Origin of the sequence: Aromatoleum toluolicum (assembly GCF_012911005.2) — a bacterium.
In the GTDB taxonomy this organism is placed as follows: Bacteria; Pseudomonadota; Gammaproteobacteria; order Burkholderiales; family Rhodocyclaceae; genus Aromatoleum; species Aromatoleum toluolicum.
The window spans coordinates 1-18,054 of sequence record NZ_WTVS01000033.1 but is presented as its reverse complement, the minus strand read 5'-3'; the positions used below and the strand labels follow the sequence as shown (position 1 = coordinate 18,054).

16 protein-coding genes are annotated in these 18,054 nt (G+C 62.2%); 4 read left to right on the top strand and 12 right to left on the bottom strand.

The genetic code is table 11. The features are described from left to right. Window positions 1–9 precede the first annotated feature (9 nt). Both GPA27_RS15855 and GPA27_RS15850 read right to left on the bottom strand, forming a co-directional pair. The gene (locus GPA27_RS15855; protein WP_211165034.1) at window positions 10–1,539 is read right to left on the bottom strand and encodes a tripartite tricarboxylate transporter permease; all 1,530 of its coding nucleotides are present in this window, start codon (window positions 1,537–1,539) and stop codon (window positions 10–12) included. A gap of 14 nt (window positions 1,540–1,553) precedes the next feature. After that, window positions 1,554–2,039: a tripartite tricarboxylate transporter TctB family protein gene (locus tag GPA27_RS15850; RefSeq protein ID WP_169141563.1), complete on the bottom strand. Its 486-nt coding sequence runs from the start codon at window positions 2,037–2,039 to the stop codon at window positions 1,554–1,556. 378 nt (window positions 2,040–2,417) lie between these two features. Here GPA27_RS15850 and GPA27_RS15845 point away from each other — a divergent pair, with 378 nt between their 5' ends. The 4 genes from GPA27_RS15845 (at window position 2,418) to GPA27_RS15830 (ending at window position 7,526) form a co-directional block, all read left to right on the top strand. Further along, the gene (locus tag GPA27_RS15845) at window positions 2,418–4,277 is read left to right on the top strand and encodes a DUF1302 domain-containing protein (protein ID WP_169141533.1); all 1,860 of its coding nucleotides are present in this window, start codon (window positions 2,418–2,420) and stop codon (window positions 4,275–4,277) included. Window positions 4,278–4,552: 275 nt separating this feature from the next. Beyond that, window positions 4,553–5,749, top strand: a complete 1,197-nt coding sequence (locus GPA27_RS15840; protein WP_169141532.1) for a CaiB/BaiF CoA transferase family protein — start codon at window positions 4,553–4,555, stop codon at window positions 5,747–5,749. A gap of 87 nt (window positions 5,750–5,836) precedes the next feature. Then, on the top strand, window positions 5,837–6,586 hold the full coding sequence (locus GPA27_RS15835) for an electron transfer flavoprotein subunit beta/FixA family protein (protein WP_169141531.1): 750 nt from the start codon (window positions 5,837–5,839) through the stop codon (window positions 6,584–6,586). Window positions 6,587–6,596: 10 nt separating this feature from the next. Then, entirely contained in the window at window positions 6,597–7,526 is a 930-nt protein-coding gene (locus GPA27_RS15830) for an electron transfer flavoprotein subunit alpha/FixB family protein (RefSeq protein WP_169141530.1), read from the top strand. A gap of 68 nt (window positions 7,527–7,594) precedes the next feature. Here the strand turns inward: GPA27_RS15830 and GPA27_RS15825 are convergent, their stop codons facing one another. The 10 genes from GPA27_RS15825 to GPA27_RS15780 all read right to left on the bottom strand — a co-directional run bounded on the left by GPA27_RS15825 (window position 7,595) and on the right by GPA27_RS15780 (window position 17,927). Beyond that, the gene (locus tag GPA27_RS15825; protein ID WP_256222982.1) at window positions 7,595–7,960 is read right to left on the bottom strand and encodes a hypothetical protein; all 366 of its coding nucleotides are present in this window, start codon (window positions 7,958–7,960) and stop codon (window positions 7,595–7,597) included. Window positions 7,961–8,038: 78 nt separating this feature from the next. After that, the gene (locus tag GPA27_RS15820; RefSeq protein ID WP_169141529.1) at window positions 8,039–9,034 is read right to left on the bottom strand and encodes a Bug family tripartite tricarboxylate transporter substrate binding protein; all 996 of its coding nucleotides are present in this window, start codon (window positions 9,032–9,034) and stop codon (window positions 8,039–8,041) included. A gap of 76 nt (window positions 9,035–9,110) precedes the next feature. After that, window positions 9,111–10,025 carry an SDR family NAD(P)-dependent oxidoreductase gene (locus tag GPA27_RS15815; protein ID WP_211165033.1) on the bottom strand — a complete coding sequence of 305 codons (915 nt, stop codon included), beginning with the start codon at window positions 10,023–10,025 and terminating at the stop codon, window positions 9,111–9,113. A 114-nt stretch (window positions 10,026–10,139) separates the two neighbouring features. After that, the gene (locus GPA27_RS15810) at window positions 10,140–11,237 is read right to left on the bottom strand and encodes an acyl-CoA dehydrogenase family protein (RefSeq protein WP_169141528.1); all 1,098 of its coding nucleotides are present in this window, start codon (window positions 11,235–11,237) and stop codon (window positions 10,140–10,142) included. Window positions 11,238–11,244: 7 nt separating this feature from the next. Continuing rightward, on the bottom strand, window positions 11,245–12,396 hold the full coding sequence (locus GPA27_RS15805) for an acyl-CoA dehydrogenase family protein (protein ID WP_169141527.1): 1,152 nt from the start codon (window positions 12,394–12,396) through the stop codon (window positions 11,245–11,247). Between the two features lie 337 nt (window positions 12,397–12,733). Further along, window positions 12,734–13,639, bottom strand: a complete 906-nt coding sequence (locus GPA27_RS15800; protein ID WP_169141526.1) for a LysR family transcriptional regulator — start codon at window positions 13,637–13,639, stop codon at window positions 12,734–12,736. A 250-nt stretch (window positions 13,640–13,889) separates the two neighbouring features. After that, window positions 13,890–15,092 carry an acetyl-CoA acetyltransferase gene (locus GPA27_RS15795; protein ID WP_169141525.1) on the bottom strand — a complete coding sequence of 401 codons (1,203 nt, stop codon included), beginning with the start codon at window positions 15,090–15,092 and terminating at the stop codon, window positions 13,890–13,892. An 18-nt stretch (window positions 15,093–15,110) separates the two neighbouring features. After that, on the bottom strand, window positions 15,111–16,556 hold the full coding sequence (locus GPA27_RS15790; RefSeq protein WP_169141524.1) for a hydroxymethylglutaryl-CoA synthase family protein: 1,446 nt from the start codon (window positions 16,554–16,556) through the stop codon (window positions 15,111–15,113). A gap of 351 nt (window positions 16,557–16,907) precedes the next feature. Continuing rightward, window positions 16,908–17,351, bottom strand: coding sequence for a universal stress protein (locus tag GPA27_RS15785; protein WP_169141523.1), 444 nt, complete (start codon window positions 17,349–17,351; stop codon window positions 16,908–16,910). A gap of 57 nt (window positions 17,352–17,408) precedes the next feature. Next, window positions 17,409–17,927: a tripartite tricarboxylate transporter permease gene (locus tag GPA27_RS15780; protein WP_246261162.1), complete on the bottom strand. Its 519-nt coding sequence runs from the start codon at window positions 17,925–17,927 to the stop codon at window positions 17,409–17,411. Between the last annotated feature and the right edge of the window lie 127 nt (window positions 17,928–18,054).

Here is an 18,054-nt window from a genome sequence, read left to right as displayed (position 1 = left end):
AACTCTGTACTAGGTCTGGGCGCCCACCACGATCCGGGATTGCGCCCGGGTCTCAAGGAGCTTCTTCGCGTACGAACCGACCTGCACGAGCACGAGCAAGGCACACGCGGCGAGGAAGGTGGCGCTGATCGGGCGATCGACGAAGATGTTGAGGTCGCCGTGGGCAAGCAGCATCGCGCGGCGGAAGTTCTCTTCGATCATCGGACCGAGGATGTAGCCGAGCACGATCGGCGCCAGCGGGAAATCCAGCACCATCAGCAGCAGTCCGATGACACCGAAGGCCGCCACCTCGCCGACACCGAACAGGCTGTTGCGGGCCGTGAACACGCCGATGCAGATGAAGAAGATCGCCGACGGGAACAGCAGCCGGTACGGCACCTGCAGCATCTTCACCCAGACGCCGATCAGCGGCACGTTCAGCAGCACCAGCAAGATGTTGCCGATCCAGAAGCTCGCTACGAGGCCCCAGAAGATGTCCGGATGCTCGGTGATCAGCTGCGGTCCGGGCTGGATGCCCTTGACGATCAGCGCGCCCAGGATCAGCGCCATCACGATGTCGCCGGGGATACCCAAGGACATCGTCGGGATGAAGTCGACCTGCGTCTTGGCATGGTTGGCGGCTTCCGGCGCCGCGACCCCTTCGATCGCGCCTTTGCCGAAGCGCTCCGGGTTCTTGGACCACTTGCGTTCGAGCGCATACGAGATGAAGGTCGTGATCGTCGGCCCGGTGCCCGGCAAGGCGCCGAAGAGCGTGCCGATGGCCGTGCCGCGCAGCATCGGGAAGAAGGATTGCTTGATCTCGGCGCGCGTGGGGCGCATGTCGCGCAGCGACACCTTGGCGTCCTGCGGCTTGATCGTGGTGCGATTGACGCACAGCATGAAGTCCGCGATGCCGAACAGCCCCATGCACAGCGCCCCCAGTTCGATGCCGTCGGCCAGATGCGCCATGCCCAGCGTGAGCCGCGTCGCTGACGTCGTCACATCGGTGCCGACCACGCCGACGACCAGACCGAAGAGGGTCATCGCGATCCCCTTCAGGGGCGAGCCGCGCGACATCGTGGCGCCCGTCATCAGGCCCATCAGCATGATCGAGAAGATCTCCGCCGGCCCGAAATTGACGGCCAGCTGCACGAGCAGCGGCGACAAGAAGATCATCACGACGATGCCCACCGAGGCGGCAAAGAAGGAGGACATCATCGTGACCCCCAGCGCCGCACCGCCACGGCCCTGGCGGGTCAAGGGGTAGCCGTCGAGGCAGGTCACGGCGTGCGGCGGATGGCTCGGCAGGTTGAGCAGGATCGCGCCGATCGCGCCGCCGTACTGCGAGCCGTAGAAAATCCCGGCCAGCATCAGGATGCCCGGCACGGGCGCCATCACGTAGGTGAGCGGCAATAGCATCGAAATCGCGGTCGGCGCCCCCATGCCGGGCAGCACCCCGATCAGGTTGCCGATCAGCACGCCGAATACGCACCACATCAGGTTGGTCGGCTGCAGCGCGACGCTGAAGCCGTACCAGAGATCCATCAGGCTCTGTTCCATGATGTCCGATCTCCTTATAGCGAGCCGAAGGCGGGCATCTGCACCTTGAGTGCCCAGCTGAAGACGATCAGCGCCAGTGCGACCATCACGCCGGCGAGCAGCGCCGCGTCGCGCACGCTGTTCTTGCGGTCGCCCAGCGCAGCGATGAAGACGCTGGCGAAGGTCGCGGGTACCAGGCCGGCATGCTCTCCGAGCACCACGAACGCCATCACCCCCGCCACGATGCAGACGCCGCCCCGCAGGTCGGGCAGGCCACTCAGGTTCATGTGCTGCATGTGCGGCGAGCCGTCTGCGTCGTTGGGCGACAGCAGCGCGGCCAGGCCCAGCAGCAGGCCCACCACCACCAATGCCACGCCGATCGAGAGCGGCACGAAACCCGAGCCCATGTGCTCCAGCGTGCCCACGCCATATCCGTGCCCCGCATAGGCGATCGCACTGCCGAACAGCACGATCAACCCCGCCCCGGCTCGCTCCTTGTTCAAGCCCCGAATGTCTGTCACCGCCGTCTCCTTTATTGCTCGCCTTAGAGTTATCCGCGCCCACCGCACCACCTTATGCGCTTACGAACGACACTACTTTCGCTTTCTTCAGCGAGCAATCCGATTTTTACGGCAATCTATTCCAAAAAGTAATACTGCGGATCTCCGCGATCGGCAGTAAGGCTCCCACCCCAGAAACGATCGAAGGTATCCAAACAAAGAATAGCTCCGCTCGCGGATTTGATGTCTCGGCAATCGCAACCGGTCTAGTGTTACATCCAGTTGCGCATCATATGGGCAATCTCCGTCCGGCGTTTCATGCCAACGGATTCATTGCGGGCTGCGCGCACATGATCGCAAACCAAATTGCCAAGAGAGCAAAACAAGGAAGGAGACATCATGAAACGCAGTGCGCACCGCTGGAACGGGACCATTCATTGCATTGTTGCACTCGGCGCCGTCGGCGCCGCGGCACCGGCATTTGCCCAAAGTCCCGACAACAGCCCGGTCAAAATCACCACGAACGCAACCGTGACCTACGGAATTGCGCAACGTACCGACGACGTCGAACCGACGCTCGTGCCCTATATCAATGCCAATTCAATCGGGGTGAAATCCGGAAATTCCCTGGGAGGCAAGAACGCCAGCAGTCAAAGCACCGACGACGGCAATTTGAACTACGGGAAGAATGCCATCGTCTCTCGCGTTCTGAAGGCCTACGGGAGCGTGAATGTCGATCTCGGGCAATGGGGCGGTTTTCTGGCGCTCAAGGCGTGGAATGACTTCGCGCTCGAAAACGATTCCGTGCGATGGGGCAACGATCCCAACAACTACGTTCATGGCACGCCGCTGAGCGACAGCACTTTCACCCATCGGGCGAAATTCTCGGGCGTGGCCGTACAAAGCGCTTACCTATTCGGAAAGACTTCGCTCCGTGACACACCGGTCAGCTGGAAGGTGGGAGGACAGAATTTCGACTGGGGACGCGCCTCCCTGATCGGCGGAGGCCTGAAGGCCATCAATCCCGTCGATGCCCCTGCCGCGTTTCGGCCCGGTGCGCTTCCTGAAGAAGTCCTGGTACCGATTCCGGCGGCCCAGGCCACGGCCAATCTCACGAAGGAACTCGCCTTCGAAGGATTTGTTCAGCTGGCGAACGCCCATTCCGTCGTTCATCCGTGCGGCACCTTCCTTTCGCTCAACGACTACATGCAGCCGGGCTGTGATCGGCTCATGAGCGGCGGTGCAGCGGGAACTGACACGCAACGGGCTGCCACGGGCAATTACGTGGCACGCGTATCCGACCCGCACGAAGACGTGGCGGGTCAATTCGGCTTGTCCCTCCGATACGATCTCACGGCATTGAACACCCGGGCCGGCATCTATTATTTCCAGAACAATTCCAGGACGCCGGTCATCGACCTCATCAAGTCCACGCGGCCCGGCGCCGGCACGGGCACGAATCCGGTCATCGGAAGCGACCCGAAAAACAATACGAAATACCGCATGGAATATCCTGAAGACGTACGGACATTCGGCTTCAGCACCCTTACCCGGTTCGACTCGACGGGGATAACGCTGGGCACCGAAGGTACGTATCGGCCGAATCAGCCGATCATGCTCAACGCGCCCGATGCGCTGGGCCCCTTCAATGCAACGGTCGCGTCCCCTTCCGCCCACCTGCTCTACAAGGACTGGCTCAATACCGCGCCCGGGCAAGCCTGGCACGCATGGGATTCGCGAGAGGTTTCCCAACTGAGCATCAACGTTGCGAAGAACGATCTTCGTATCGCCGGCGCCGCAGGCGGCAGCATCGCGATCGAGGTCGCCGGGAAATGGGTGAACGATCTTCCCGACGTCTCGGTTCGCCGTTACGGCCGGATGACACAGGCAGGACGAGGCTTTGTGAAAGGCGTTTGCACCGTCACCAGCACGAGCAACCTTCCCGAATTGCAGTGCACGACCAACGGCTACGTGAGCAAGGAGGCAATCGGCGCGACGATCGCCGGTTCGCTGATGTACGCCAATGTCGGCATCGACGGCCTCAATCTGCGCGGCAGGTTCTCCTACACGAAGGGGTTGCGCGGCTGGTCCTACGACGGCCTCTTCAGCGAGGGCGCTACGACGACGGTGCTCGGTCTCGACGTCGAATATCTCAAGCGCTATTTCGCCGCCATTTCGCTGACGAACCATGACGGCGGTGACTACAACACCTTGAAGGACAGGAGTTACCTTTCGATGAACATCGGGATGAAGTTCTAGCTCATTCGACCTCGGACAAATTGCGGGGCGCGGCATCTGCCGCGCCTTTTCTTATTCCTGAAGCGGACCGCGCAAACCCCGGCCGACGCTATTCCATTGCGGAATACGACGCCGCAACAACTTGATTGCGACACCCAATTCAGCGCGCTACTGTGTTTTTGCGATAAATACGGCAGTTATATCCGCTGTCGTTATCGATTACCGAATTGCAGGACCGTGTCCATTCCGAGCGGGCCGGAAATTCGAACTGAACCTCGCAAAATGGAGACAAACTGATGAGCGGACCTCTTGCAGGTTTGCGTGTCCTCGACATCGCAACCATCATCGCCGCCCCGACCGCCGCCGCATTGCTCGGCGATTACGGGGCCGAAGTACTCAAAGTCGAATTGCCGGGCGAAGGGGATGGCGCACGCAACCTCCCCCCCTTCAAGGACGGCAGGCCGCTTTGGTGGAAAGTGATCAACCGCAACAAGAAATTCATCTCCCTCGATCTTCGCCAAGCCGAAGGCGTCGAAGTCTTCCTGAAGCTGCTGCCGCATTTCGACGTTCTCATCGAGAACTTCCGGCCCGGCACGCTCGACCGCTGGGGCCTGACCGCGGAAGCCATGTGGGCGGTACAACCGCGCCTCGTGATCCTGCGCGCTACGGGTTTCGGTCAGTCCGGGCCGTATCGCGATCGCCCCGGGTTCGCACGCATCTTCGAGGCGATGGGCGGACTGGCGCACATCACGGGCGAACCCGACGGCGAACCGATGCATGCCGGGTACCCGATCGGCGATGCGGTCGGGGGCCTTTTCGGTGCCCTCGGCGTGCTGGCGGCGTGCTGGAAGCGCGCACGCGATCCCGAGGCACCCGGCGAGGAGATCGACCTCTCCCTGACCGAAGCGACCTTCAAGCTCGTCGATAACCTCGCGATCAAGTACGACCAGCTCGGGAATATTCAGGAGCGAGAGGGCAACTCCAATCAGTTCTCGGCGCCGTCAGCGGTGTTTCCCTGCCGGGACAATCGTTGGGTGTCGCTTGCCGGATCGACCGGGCCGCTTTTTGCAAACAACTGCCGTGCGATCGGACGCCCCGACCTGATCGACGATCCGCGTTTTGCCACGAATGGCTCGCGTGTCGAGCACCGGAAGGAGCTGGTCGAGATCTTCGCCGCGTGGTGTGCGAAGCACACTCTTGACGAGGTTCTTTCAGCCTTCCAGAACGCGCAGGGCACGATCGCGCCGGTCTATTCCGTAGACCAGATCTTCGCCGATCCGCAGATGCAGGCCCGCAAGGCGATCACCTCCGTGCCCGACGCCGATTTCGGCAGCGTACGCATGCAGGACGTCGTTCCGCGATTTGCCAGGGATCCCGGCAGCGTGCGGTCGACAGGCGGCGCGCTGGGACAGAACAACGCGGAAATCTACGGCGAGCTGCTGGACCTTTCCCCGAAGGAGCAGGACCGTCTGCGCGCGAAGGGCATCATCTAGTCCAACAGGGCGGTTCAAGGCGCATGGAATTCGGACGCAGGTTCGAATTGTTGCGTCCAGACCGCCCTTTTTTTTCGAGTGAATCTCATGAAAGTACTTGTCGCTGTAAAACGCGTTGTCGACTACAACGTGAAGATTTCCGTGAAGGGAGACGGGTCCGGGGTAGAAACCGCGAACGTCAAGATGAGCATGAATCCCTTCGACGAAATCGCCGTCGAAGAAGCCGTGCGGCAGAAGGAGCGAGGTGCGGCGACGGAAGTGCTCGTCGTTTCCTGCGGCACCGGCCAGTGCCAGGAAACCTTGCGCACCGCCCTTGCGATCGGCGCCGACCGCGCCATCCTGGTCGAGACCGACGCCGAACTGCAGCCCCTGGCCGTCGCGAAACTCCTCAACCGTGTCGTTCATGACGAACGGCCAGACCTGATCATCCTGGGCAAGCAGGCCATCGACGACGACTGCAACCAGACCGGCCAGATGCTGGCGGCCCTGGCCGACCTGCCGCAAGCCACCTACGCGTCCAAGCTGCGGCTGACCGACGGGGCGGCGCTGGTGACGCGCGAAATCGACGGCGGGCTCGAAACGCTGAAGCTCACCCTGCCCGCACTCGTGACGACCGACTTGCGCCTGAACGAACCGCGATACGTGACGCTGCCGAACATCATGAAAGCGAAGAAGAAGCCGCTCGATGTCACGACACCCGCCGATCTCGGCGTGGATGTAACGCCGCGTCTGCGGACGCTCAAGGTCGGCGAGCCTGCAAAGCGCTCGGCCGGCATCAAGGTACCCGACGTGGCGACGCTGGTGGCGAAGCTGCGCAACGAAGCCAAGGTCATCTGAGGATCACGACATGAGCACACTCGTCATTGCCGAACACGACAACCAGACGCTCAAGGGAGCGACCCTCAACACCATCACCGCGGCAACGCAATGTGGCGGCGACGTACACGTGCTGGTGGCGGGCGCGGACGCGTCCGCCGTCGCACAACTCGCGGCGAGGGTAAGCGGCGTCAGCAAGGTTCTTCACGCCGACAGCTCCGCTTTCGCAAGTGGATTGGCGGAAAACGTGGCAAACCAGGTCACGAAAATCGCATCGACCTACAGCCACATCCTGTTCCCTGCTACGGCCTGGGGGAAAAACATCGCCCCGCGGGTTGCCGCCCTCCTCGACGTCGCGCAGGTCAGCGACATCACGGCGGTCCACGCGGCCGACACGTTCGAGCGCACGATCTACGCCGGAAACGCCGTCGCCGTCGTCCAGAGCGAGGACGCCGTGAAGGTCCTCACGGTCCGTATCACCGGCTTCCAGGCGGCAGAGTCCGGCGGCGATGCCCCCATCGAGACGATCGGCGCCGTTGCCGATTACGGCAAGAGCTCGTTCGTCGAACGCCAGATCACCAAGAGCGATCGTCCCGAACTGACGGCGGCAAAGATCGTGGTGTCAGGCGGACGGGCGCTGGGCTCGAGCGAGCGCTTCTCCGAAGTGCTGACCCCGCTGGCCGACAAGCTGGGCGCGGCGATCGGTGCCAGCCGCGCAGCCGTGGATTCCGGCTACGCGCCGAACGACCTGCAGATCGGCCAGACGGGCAAGATCGTCGCGCCCGAGCTCTACATCGCATGCGGGATCAGCGGCGCGATCCAGCATCTGGCAGGCATGAAGGACTCCAGGATCATCGTGGCCATCAACAAGGATCCTGAAGCGCCGATTTTCGGCATTGCCGACTATGGACTCGAGGCCGATCTGTTCGAGGCCATCCCCGCGCTCGTCAATGAGCTCTGAGGGGCTCAACTGAAGGCCGCTGCCGGTGCCAATTCATGGCCCGGCAGCCGATGTTCGATCGAATTTCTTCAGGCGCCGGCAACAAACGCGGCCGCCTGCTCCCGGGTATAAAAGAGGCCGTCTCTCAGGAAGCCCGAGACGAGCGAGGTCTTGACCTCGGCAACCTGCCCGGAAGCATGACGCCGCATGACCACCTCATCAGGCAGACCATCGAGGAGATGGAACGGGGCGTCCATTCCATTTGAAAAGCGGGATGCGTAGATGATGCCCGTGATGCCGTCGAAGAAGGCCGGACGAAAGCCGAGGGAACGGTTCTCCTGGCTTCGCCCTCCCGTTCCCTGAAACCGGCGGTTTTCCTCGCTCAGGCGAGAAGACGCCTTTCCGCACGCTGGTGCGGCGTCGCGCTCCGAGGGAAGCGCTTCGACCTTATCCACGATTGTTCTCCGGACGGGCAGTGGCACAAAGTCGCGAGCCCTGCCCACCTGGGCAGGGCTCGCGCACGTCACCTCAACTCAGTTTTCGACGCTGATGTTAGAGTCCGTCGCGATCTTCTTCCATGTCGTGAGGTCGTTCTGCACGATTTCGCGGAACTGCTCCGGAGATTTCTTCGGCGGAGCCTCGAAGTTCAGGTTCGCCATCAAGCCGCCCATGTCCGAAGACCCCTGAATCCTGTTCACCTCGTCGGAGAGCCGTTTGACGACCGCCGGATTCGTTCCCGCGGGCGCGAAGATGCCGAACCACCCCAGCGCATTGAACTTATGCCCCGCTTCGTCCAGCGTCGGGATATCCGGAACCTGCGGCGCACGGGTGTTACCGGAGATCACGATGCCCCGAATCTTGCCCGTGCGCAGGAAGGGCACCGGCGCGCTGGGATCGGCCCAGCCGATCTTGAGCACGCCCGACGACAGTTCCGTGAGCATCTGGGTTGTCGTCCGGTACGGCACGTGGGTCATCTTCATCCCGGTCCGTCCCTTGAGCCATTCCATCATCAGATGCCCCGACGACCCCGTCGCCCAGGTGCCGTAACTGAACTTGCCCGGATTGGCCTTCACCAGCTCGATCAGTTCCTGCAGATTCTTCGCCGGCACTTCGCTGTTCACGAGCAGCAGTACGCCCCCCGCAGCGGTCTGCGCCACCGGAGTGAGATCGCGCATGACGTCATACGGCACGGATTTTCCGACTGCGGGCCACACGACGGCCGCCGATGCACTCGTATACAACAGCGTGTAGCCGTCATTCTTCGCCTTGGACACTGCATTGATCGCGATGACGCCACTCGCGCCCGGACGGTTATCGACGATGACCGGCTGCTTCAGCGCCTCGGACAAACGCTGGGCCATCGCGCGCGCCAGCGCGTCCGGCCCCGAACCCGCCGACGAGGGTGTAATCATCGTGATCTGGCGCGAAGGCCAGACATCCTCCGCCTGTGCCGCCCGCGGCACGATCAATCCCAGGAGCAACGCGGAACCCAGGCCCAGCATCGCCAATCTACGCGCACGTAATGCCATTTCGACTCACCTCAGATCAAGTGAACAACGACTCCTGCTACCGGGCCTTGCCACGGTAGCAGGTCTCCTGCGTCGCTTAAATCGGATCCCAGCTGAAGACGTCCGGCGTCCGCTCCAGCGGGTAGAGATTCGGCTTCAGTGCCGGCAGCGCGATCTCCGCAATGCTCTGCGGCGTCCACCCTTCGGCATGATGAACCGAACGGAGCGGACGGCTCTGCGACATCAGGAACAGCTCGTTGGAGCGCACGCAGAAGATCTGGCCACTGACACCCGCGGCGCCATCACTCGCAAGATAGACCGCCAGCGGCGCGATCTTGCCGGTTTCCATCGTCTTGAACTTCTCGAGGCGCGCCTGCTGTTCGGGCGTTTCCGACGGAATCGTGCCCGCCATGCGGCTCCATGCGAACGGGGCGATGCAGTTCGACGTCACATTGAACTTCGCCATGTCGAGCGCGATGGAGCGCGACAGCGCCGTCACCCCGAGCTTGGCCGCGGAGTAGTTGGCCTGGCCGGTCTGGCCGATCAGCCCCGACGTGGACGTCATGTGAATGTAGCGGCCGGAACCCTGGTTCTTGAAATGGGGCGCCGCCGCGCGCGCCACATAGAACGATCCGTTGAGATGGACGTCGATGACCGCCTTCCACTCCTCGATCGACATGTTGAAGAAGAAGCGGTCACGCAGGATGCCGGCATTATTGACGACAACGTCGACCTGGCCGAACGTGTCCATCGCACACTGCACGATCCGTTGCGCCGAATCCCAGTCCGCGACGCTGTCGGTGTTGGCGACGGCCGACCCGCCTTTCGCCTTGATCTCGTCGACCACCTTCTGCGCCGGACCGGCGTCGTTGCCTTCGCCCGCGACCGAGGCCCCGATGTCGTTCACGACGACGCGCGCGCCGTTCGCCGCCATCGCCAGCGCGAAGTCGCGGCCGATGCCGCCCCCTGCGCCCGTCACCACCACCACCTTTCCTTCCAGCATCTTCGACATTACCTTGTCTCCATGTTTTTGTCGGTCAAGAGCGCCCGACTTTCGGCGGCCGGTCCGGACACTACGCTCCGGACCGCCGCATCCGACTTGCCCGCTGCACGGCGCGTACGCTTCTTACAGCGCCCCGAACCGCGTCAGGTGATAGTCCTCGTCACCGAATTGCTCCGCGATGACGGTCAGGCGCCGGAAGGTGTGCGACACCTTCAGTTCCTCGGTCATGCCCATGCCGCCATGCAGCTGCACGGCTTCCTGGCTGATCAGGCGCGCGCTGTCGGAAATCTTGATCTTCGCGGCGGAAACGGCGTGCGCCCTTTCTTTCGCGTCCCCCGTCGCATCGACTTTCGAGCACGCGAGGCAGGTCATCGACCGCGACAGCTCGCTGGCGATATACATGTCGACCATGCGGTGCTGCAGCGCCTGGAAAGAGCCGATCGTCACGCCGAACTGCTTGCGGGTCTTCAGGTAGTCGAGCGTCGTGTCGCACGCGTACTTCATCGCCCCGACCGCCTCGGCGCACACCAGCGCGGTGCCGAAGTCATTCACTTCCTCGATCTTCGCCAGGGTCGCGGCCCCGTCGCCCAGGAGTTCCGCCTTCGCGTTGAAGAGCAGGACATCGGCGACACGCATGCCGTCGACCGTGGCGTGGCGCTTCAATTCGGCGTCTTGCGTGTCGATCAGGAACAAGCCGAGTCCGCTCGGCGTGCGCGCGGAAACCACGAGCTTCCCGGCCACCGGGGCGCCGACCACCGCGCGTTTTTCGCCCGAGATCGTCCAAGCGTCCCCGGTGCGTTTCGCTTCCGCGCCGACGCGCGAGAGGTCGAAACGAGCGCCGCGCTCGAGATGCGCGAATGCCAGGCGAAGTTCGCCACTGGCGACGCGCGGCAGGATCGCCCTTCTCTGCGCCTCGCTGCCCGCCGCCATGACGAGACGACCGGCGAGCACCGTCGGCAGGAAGGGTTCGACGACCAGCCCCGCGCCGAAGGCCTCCATGATGCCCATCAGATCGACCGCGCCGCCGTCGAAGCCATCGTACTCGGCAGGCAATGCCAGCGCCGTCACTCCCATTTCCGCGAGCGCTGCCCAGGCATTGGAATCCCAGCCCTCGGGCGAGGCGATGATCTTGCGTCGTTTCTCGAAATCGTAATCCTTGTCGATGAAACGCCGCACCGAATCTGTGAGCAGCCGCTGCTCCTCATTGCTCTCGAAGTTCATACCTACCTCACAGTCCAAAAGTCATTTTCGCGATGATGTTGCGCTGCACTTCGTTCGATCCGCCGTAGATCGTCGTCTTGCGCATGTTGAAATAGCGCCGGGCAAGGACTTCGTACTTCTCCAGATCCGCGGGATCGGCCGCGCGCATCATCAGCTCGGTGAGCGTCTGCTGAATTTCGGTGCCCTTGATCTTGAGCATCGAGACATCCGCCCCCGGCGGCTGGCCGGTGCGGCGCATTTCGTCGAGGAAACGCAGGTTGGTGATCTCGAGCGCCATAAGTTCGACTTCGAGGCGCGTGAGCTTGGCCCGGAAATGCGGATCTTCGATGATCGCCTTGCCGTCGTTCCCGGGCTGGGAAGCCGCCAGTTCCTTCAGTTTCGCGAGCTCGCGCTTGGAGACCCCGGTCCGTCCGGCGCTCATCCGCTCGTGCCCGAGCAGGTATTTCGCGACCGTCCAGCCCTTGCCCTCCTCGTGCACGAGGTTCTCTACGGGCACCTTCACATCGTCGAAGAAGACCTCATTGACGTGGCGCACCCCGTCCATCAGCATCAAAGGCCGCACGGTAATTCCGGGCGTCTTCATGTCGATGAGAAGGAAGGAGATTCCATCCTGCTTCTTGTCGGTGCTCGGATCCGCACGGACCAGGCAGAAAATCCAGTCGGCGTAATGGGCCAGCGTCGTCCAGATCTTCTGGCCATTCACTACGTAGTGATCGCCCTGTCGTTCCGCCCGCGTCTTCAAGGAGGCCAGGTCCGAACCCGAGCCCGGCTCGGAATACCCCTGGCACCAGAAATCGTCGCCGTTGTAGATGCGCGGCAGGAAACGTTCCTTTTGAGCCTGGGTACCGAATCGCTGCAGCACCGGGCCGCACATGTGCAGGCCGAACAGCATCAGCGGCGGCGCACTGGCAAAGCCGCACTCCTCCTCGAAGATATTGCGCTGCACGGGCGTCCAATCCGTACCGCCCCATTCCTTCTGCCACGAGGGCGCCACCCATCCTTTTTGGGCGAGGATGCGGTGCCAGCGCATCAGATCATCGCGGGTCAGCTCGGCGTAGGTTTCGACCTTCTCGCGGAGGTCCTGGGGAAGATTCGCCGCCAGCCAGCTGCGGATCTCGTCTCGAAACACGAGTTCTTCGTCAGAGTAATTGAGGTCCATGGAATTGATCCTAGAGGTATGAGTCCGGTCGTTTCACGACAACCTTCACCTTTGCCAAGCCCATTCGCATGTCTGGCAATTTCGCAGTCAATTTCAAAGACAGCCGAAATCCTGATTTTCGCAATTGGAATCGACTGCGCTTGTGTTGGCCTACGTGTGATTGACGATACCCCACGCGATTTTCACCAGCCACTTAATCGCCGCAGGAACGTATTCACGACGGGCATATCATTAAAATGAGGGAAAAATGAATCGTGGCGAACGGGGGATCCCACGAAAGATTCGTTAATCGGGAAGCCGGAAAATGATTGGCAGGTCGCCAGGCCTGGACCTGTCGTCAGTCGCTGCGGCCCATGCGTTCGGCCACTTTCGAGAGACTTTCGATCAGGCGTTTAGCCGCTGCGCTGAGATATCCACCACTTCGGTGAACGACGCCGACCGCCCTTTCGGACCGCCAATCGTCCGGCGTACCGACAATGGAGCCCAGCGCGGCCACGGGCAGATAATTGACACTCGACGCAGGCAGCAGCGCGAGCAGATCGAGCGTTGGCCCGAGTCCGGCCCAGCCAGCCACCGAATCTAGGGCGATGGCGGGAACGGGAGGCACCAGTTCGCGTTTGCGGAACTGATTTTCGAACCATTCGCGCGTGGTCGTCCCTTCGACGGGAACGATCCATCGGGCCGCGGCGAGATCCTCCCAGTTCACATTCCGAGCCTGGAGAAGCGGATGGTTCTTGTGAGCGATCGGGACCATCGGGTCATCGAACAGCTTTTGCCACACGAGGTTCCCTTTCGATGCGGGCGCGATGGTGACCGCAAATTCGATATCGCCCGCGCGCACCGAGCGCAACAAGGCGTCCGCCTGGCCACCGACGATCGTGAAAGTAATATCGTTGCTGAGCGACAGCGGCTTGATCGCCGTCGCCACGAATGCCGGAGGAATTCCCGTCCCCACCCCGAAGGTGATCTGCCCCGTCTTTCCCTGGCGCAGATCCCTCAGCTCGGCAAACATGTCGCGGACGCCGACGTCGATACTCCCCATCCTGCCCACGACCGCTTCACCATACGAGGTAAGCCGCACACCGCGGGCAAGGCGTTCGATCAATTTGACGCGAAACAGCCGTTCGAGCCGGGTCACGGCCTTCGACAGCGTCGGCTGAGTGGTCCCCAGCAATTCCGCCGCCCGCACGAGGCTGCCCGCTTCCGCAATTGCGATGAGGTACTGCAGATCACGTAGGTCCATGCGATGTCCCGCCTTGCCAATTGAAGTGCCTCGATTGCCGGTCGGATAAGGGGCACCGGTGCCAAAACCTTATCCCCCGCCAAAAGGCCCAGCAATCAATTCGGCGCCCCGACGTATTCCCGGTTGGAATAGCCGCTTAATGGGCGAAACACCTGCAAGGTTGAAACCGCAAGAACATATCCTCCTGCGACCGAAAGCGCGTCACCGGTCTCCGGAATGCGGCGCTCACGATCACAGGAGGACACGTCAATCAGGCGCCATAGGCACCGACGATGGTCACCGCCGACACGTTCTGGCTCGGCCAGCCGCCCAGGTTGTGCGTGAGGCCGAGGACAGGATTGGACAGTTGCCGCTCGCCCGCACGCCCGCTGATCTGCAGATTCATCTCGTACAGCATCCGCAGGCCCGACGCCCCGACCGGATGCCCGAAGCACTTCAGGCCGCCGTCGATCTGGCACGGAATGCCGCCGTCCGCGTCGTAAAAGCCGTCCAGCACGTCACCGATGGCCTTGCCGTCCTGGGAGATGCCGAGATCCTCCATCGTCACGAGCTCGGTCACCGAGAAGCAGTCGTGCACATCGATGAGCGAGAGCTGCGATCGCGGATCGTCGATGCCCGCTTCGCGGTAGGCGCGCTTTGCCGCCGCGCGCGTCGTCGCCACGTAGGAACCGTCCCACTTGTCGAAGTACGCTTCCTCGCCGTTGGACACCGCAAGCTGGACCGCCTTGACCGAAACCAGGTCCTTCTTTCCAAGCGCGCGGGCGATGTCGGGGGTGGTCACGATGGCGCAGGCCGCACCGTCCGACACACCGCAGCAGTCGTACAGGCCCAGCGGCTCGGCGACCATCGGGGCGTTCAGCACGTCTTCCTCGGTGATGCGGTTCCGGAGATGCGCCTTCGGGTTACGCGAACCGTTGGCATGGCTCTTCACCGAGATGTGCGCCATGGCGCGCTTGAGCTCCTTCGGATCGACGCCGTACTTCGCGCAGTACGCCGACGCCAGCTGCGCAAAGTTGCCCGGCGCGGTCATGTTCGCCCAATACTGGTTATTGAAGGTGCCACGGGTGAATTGCGGCAGACCGGGGTAACCCGTGTCCTTGAGCTTTTCCACACCGAAGGCCAGCGCGATATCCACAGCGCCCGACGCCACCGCATACACCGCGCCACGAAACGCTTCGGTGCCGGTTGCGCAGAAATTTTCCACGCGGGTCACCGGGATGTACGGAAGGCGCAGCGTGACCGCCAGCGGCGTGCCGGACTTGCCGACGTTTACCTCGTCCGCTGCGGTGCCGAACCATGCCGCTTCGATCTGTTTTCTTTCAACTCCGGCATCCTTGAGACACTCTTCGAAGGCCTCGACCATCAGATCTTCGGCATTGCAGTCCCAGCGCTCGCCGAACTTCGAGCACCCCATACCGAGGATTACCACCTTGTCGCGAATTCCAGTTGCCATTTCTTGTTCCTCCTCAGCTCAGATCGGCGCAGCTTTCCAGAAATACCGAACAAAACCCCGCGCATGATCGTAGTCCTTGACCCGGAACATCATTCGCATAGGCAAACCCACTTCCATCCTGCCTTCATCGACGTCGGCAAAATCCATCACGAGACGCCCGCCGCCTTCGAACCTGACCATGCCGTAGTAATGCGGCGGATTCCGGCTGTAGGTGAGCGAGTCCGCCGTATAGGTCATCACGGTCGCAGGCGTATCGGAGAACGGAAGGTCGTCCTGCGAATCCAGCGCATTGCATTCGGGGTTGACGCAATAGCGGCCGCGCGGGAATTGGCGCGTTCCGCAGCACCGGCAGCGACCGCCGACCATCCCCATGACCGTGTCGCGGTTCCGATAGAGCGAGGTGAGCGTCGTGATCTTGTCCATCTCGGAACGCATCCCATGCTCGAGTACGACGGTATCGTTGAACGCGAGGAATTTCTGGTAATTCGACTCTTCCTTCCGGCGCGCCAGCGTCGCACTCACGCACTTGCGCGCGGCGGCTTCGGAAATCGCGTCGGTCACTTCGAAGAGCAGCACCTCGCAACCCTGTCCGAAGGCCGCAACCAGGATCCGGTCACCCGGCTTGGCGTCCTCCAGTGCGTGCGCGAGCATCAGCAGCGAATGCGCCGTACCGGTGTCGCCGCAGACCGCGGCGAGATTGTCCCGCACCGCCTCTTCCTTGATTCCCGCCGCCTTTGCGACCGCCGCACCGACACGCGACAGCGTGCAGGGCATACAAAAGTGCGTGATCGATTCCGGGCTCACCTCAGCCGACTTGAGGGCCGTACCGATCGCGCGGGGCACGATCTTCTGGTAGCCCTCTTCGCGGATCCACCGCTCCTCCCACCCGTAATCGTAATCGGCACCACGGCCGCGGAAATGATCGACGAAATCGACCGTCTCGCTATGCGACCCGATCAGGCGCGCGATCGGCTGGCCCCGGCCGACAAGTATTGCGGCTGCGCCGTCGCCGTAGTGCATTTCCTGCGGGCTCGCCGCCTTTGCCTGACGCTTTTCGCTCGCAACGACGAGAAAATCACTCCCTGCCGAGGAGCCGAACGCTGCGGAGAGGGCCGATGCGCCTGCACGCTGGCTCCCCGATGCGTCCAGCACCGCGAGGGAAGACTTGAGGTTCAATGCGTTTGCGACAACACCGGCATTCTGGCGGTCGTCGAACGGGAAGGTCGTGGAAGCAAAGGTCAGCTGACCGACGCCCGAGCGCTTTCTGCCCTGCAGGCAGCTCCGCGCCGCCTCCACCGCCATCGTAATGACATCCTCATCCCAATTCGCCATCGCGCGCTCACCGCGGGCGAGCCCGCGCAAGCCTGGCGAAAACCAGCTATTGGATATCGCGATACTCTTTCGCTGCAGTCGAAGACGCGGAACATACGCGCCACACGACAAAATACCGAAATCGTTGCTCATCGAAGAACTCCCATTTATTAGTGCGCGCCCCGGTTTTACAGCTATCAATTCGAAAGTTCGATAATCACTGTGATTTGATTATCGGCACCAAGAACGGAACCGCTAAATCAGAGTACTAGCGACCGAATGGGTCAGCAATTAACAATCCACACCGAGGTATTCGGGACAGGAATAGCGCATGAGCAACGCGCAAAAATGAATGGAATTGACGGGCGCCGAATCGAGGATCAACTCGTTCGGCGCAATTAGATGGCTCGCGGCCAGCTTTTCGACCGGAGGGCGAACGCGAGCAAGATCCCTGGCGAAGGGGATAGGGGCAACAGGCTCAGTTCGTTGCCAGACCGCGCTCGTTCAGTGCAGGACGAGGACCGGAAGCCTCGACCTCGCCACGATCTTCTGGGTATGCGAGCCGAACAGGAACTCCCCTATCGGCCCTCGCCCATGGGTGACCATGACGATCATGTCGCAGCCGGCGCGCTCGGCCTCCTCCATGATCGCGTTGTCGACCATGTAGGCAGTCACCGCCAGCCCGCTGAACGCCACGCCTACCGCCTCGGCGCGTTCCCTGAACTGACCGAGCAAGGCGTTGGAATGGCTTTCGTTCTTCTGCTCGTGCTCCCTCAGGTGCCGTGCAAAGGTCTCGGGATTGCGGCTGGTCGCGGATAACGGAACGTCCGGCTCGACGACAAAGCCGGTAATTCTGGCTCCCAGCTGCTTTGCAAGGGCGATACTGCCGTCCATGGCACGGTGCGACAGCTCCGAACCGTCAACAGGTACAAACAGGTGCTGGTACATTTTCTTCCCCGATTCGAGTTATTCGGTTTGCGAGGCGGCCGCTTCCGGGGCCGCTCCTCAATCCTCCACGAAGGCTTCCTCGCGCCTCTTCTTGATCGATGGCGACAGTACGACGATCAGGAGCAGGACCGCCACCGCCAGCAAGGTCGCGGACAGGGGGCGGGTGACGAAGACGCTCCAATCGCCTTGCGCGAGCACCAGTGAGCGGCGCAGGGTTTCCTCCATCATCGGCCCGAGGATCAGGCCCAGCAGCAGCGGCGCAGGCTCGCAACCGAGCTTGACGAAGGCATAGCCGATGATGCCAAACAGCCCCACCAGCCAGATGTCGAATACATTGTTGTTGGTCGAGTAAACCCCGATCGCGCAGAACAGCACGATCGCGGGGAACAGCCAGCGGTAGGGCACTGCCAGCAGTTTCACCCAAATGCCGATGAGCGGCAGGTTGAGGACCACCAACATTGCGTTGCCGATCCACATCGAAGCGATCAGCCCCCAGAACAGTTCGGGGTTGCTGCTCATGACTTGCGGCCCGGGCTGGATGTTGTGAATCGTCATGGCCCCGACCATCAGCGCCATGTAAGCGGTAACTGACCGGCGTTATTCCAGGGCACGTGATCGACGTGGACAATTGCCTCCAGGGTCAACAATGGAGGGATCGTTCATGGCAGGGGTGCTCAAGCGCAAATGGCGCCGGCGCAGCCGA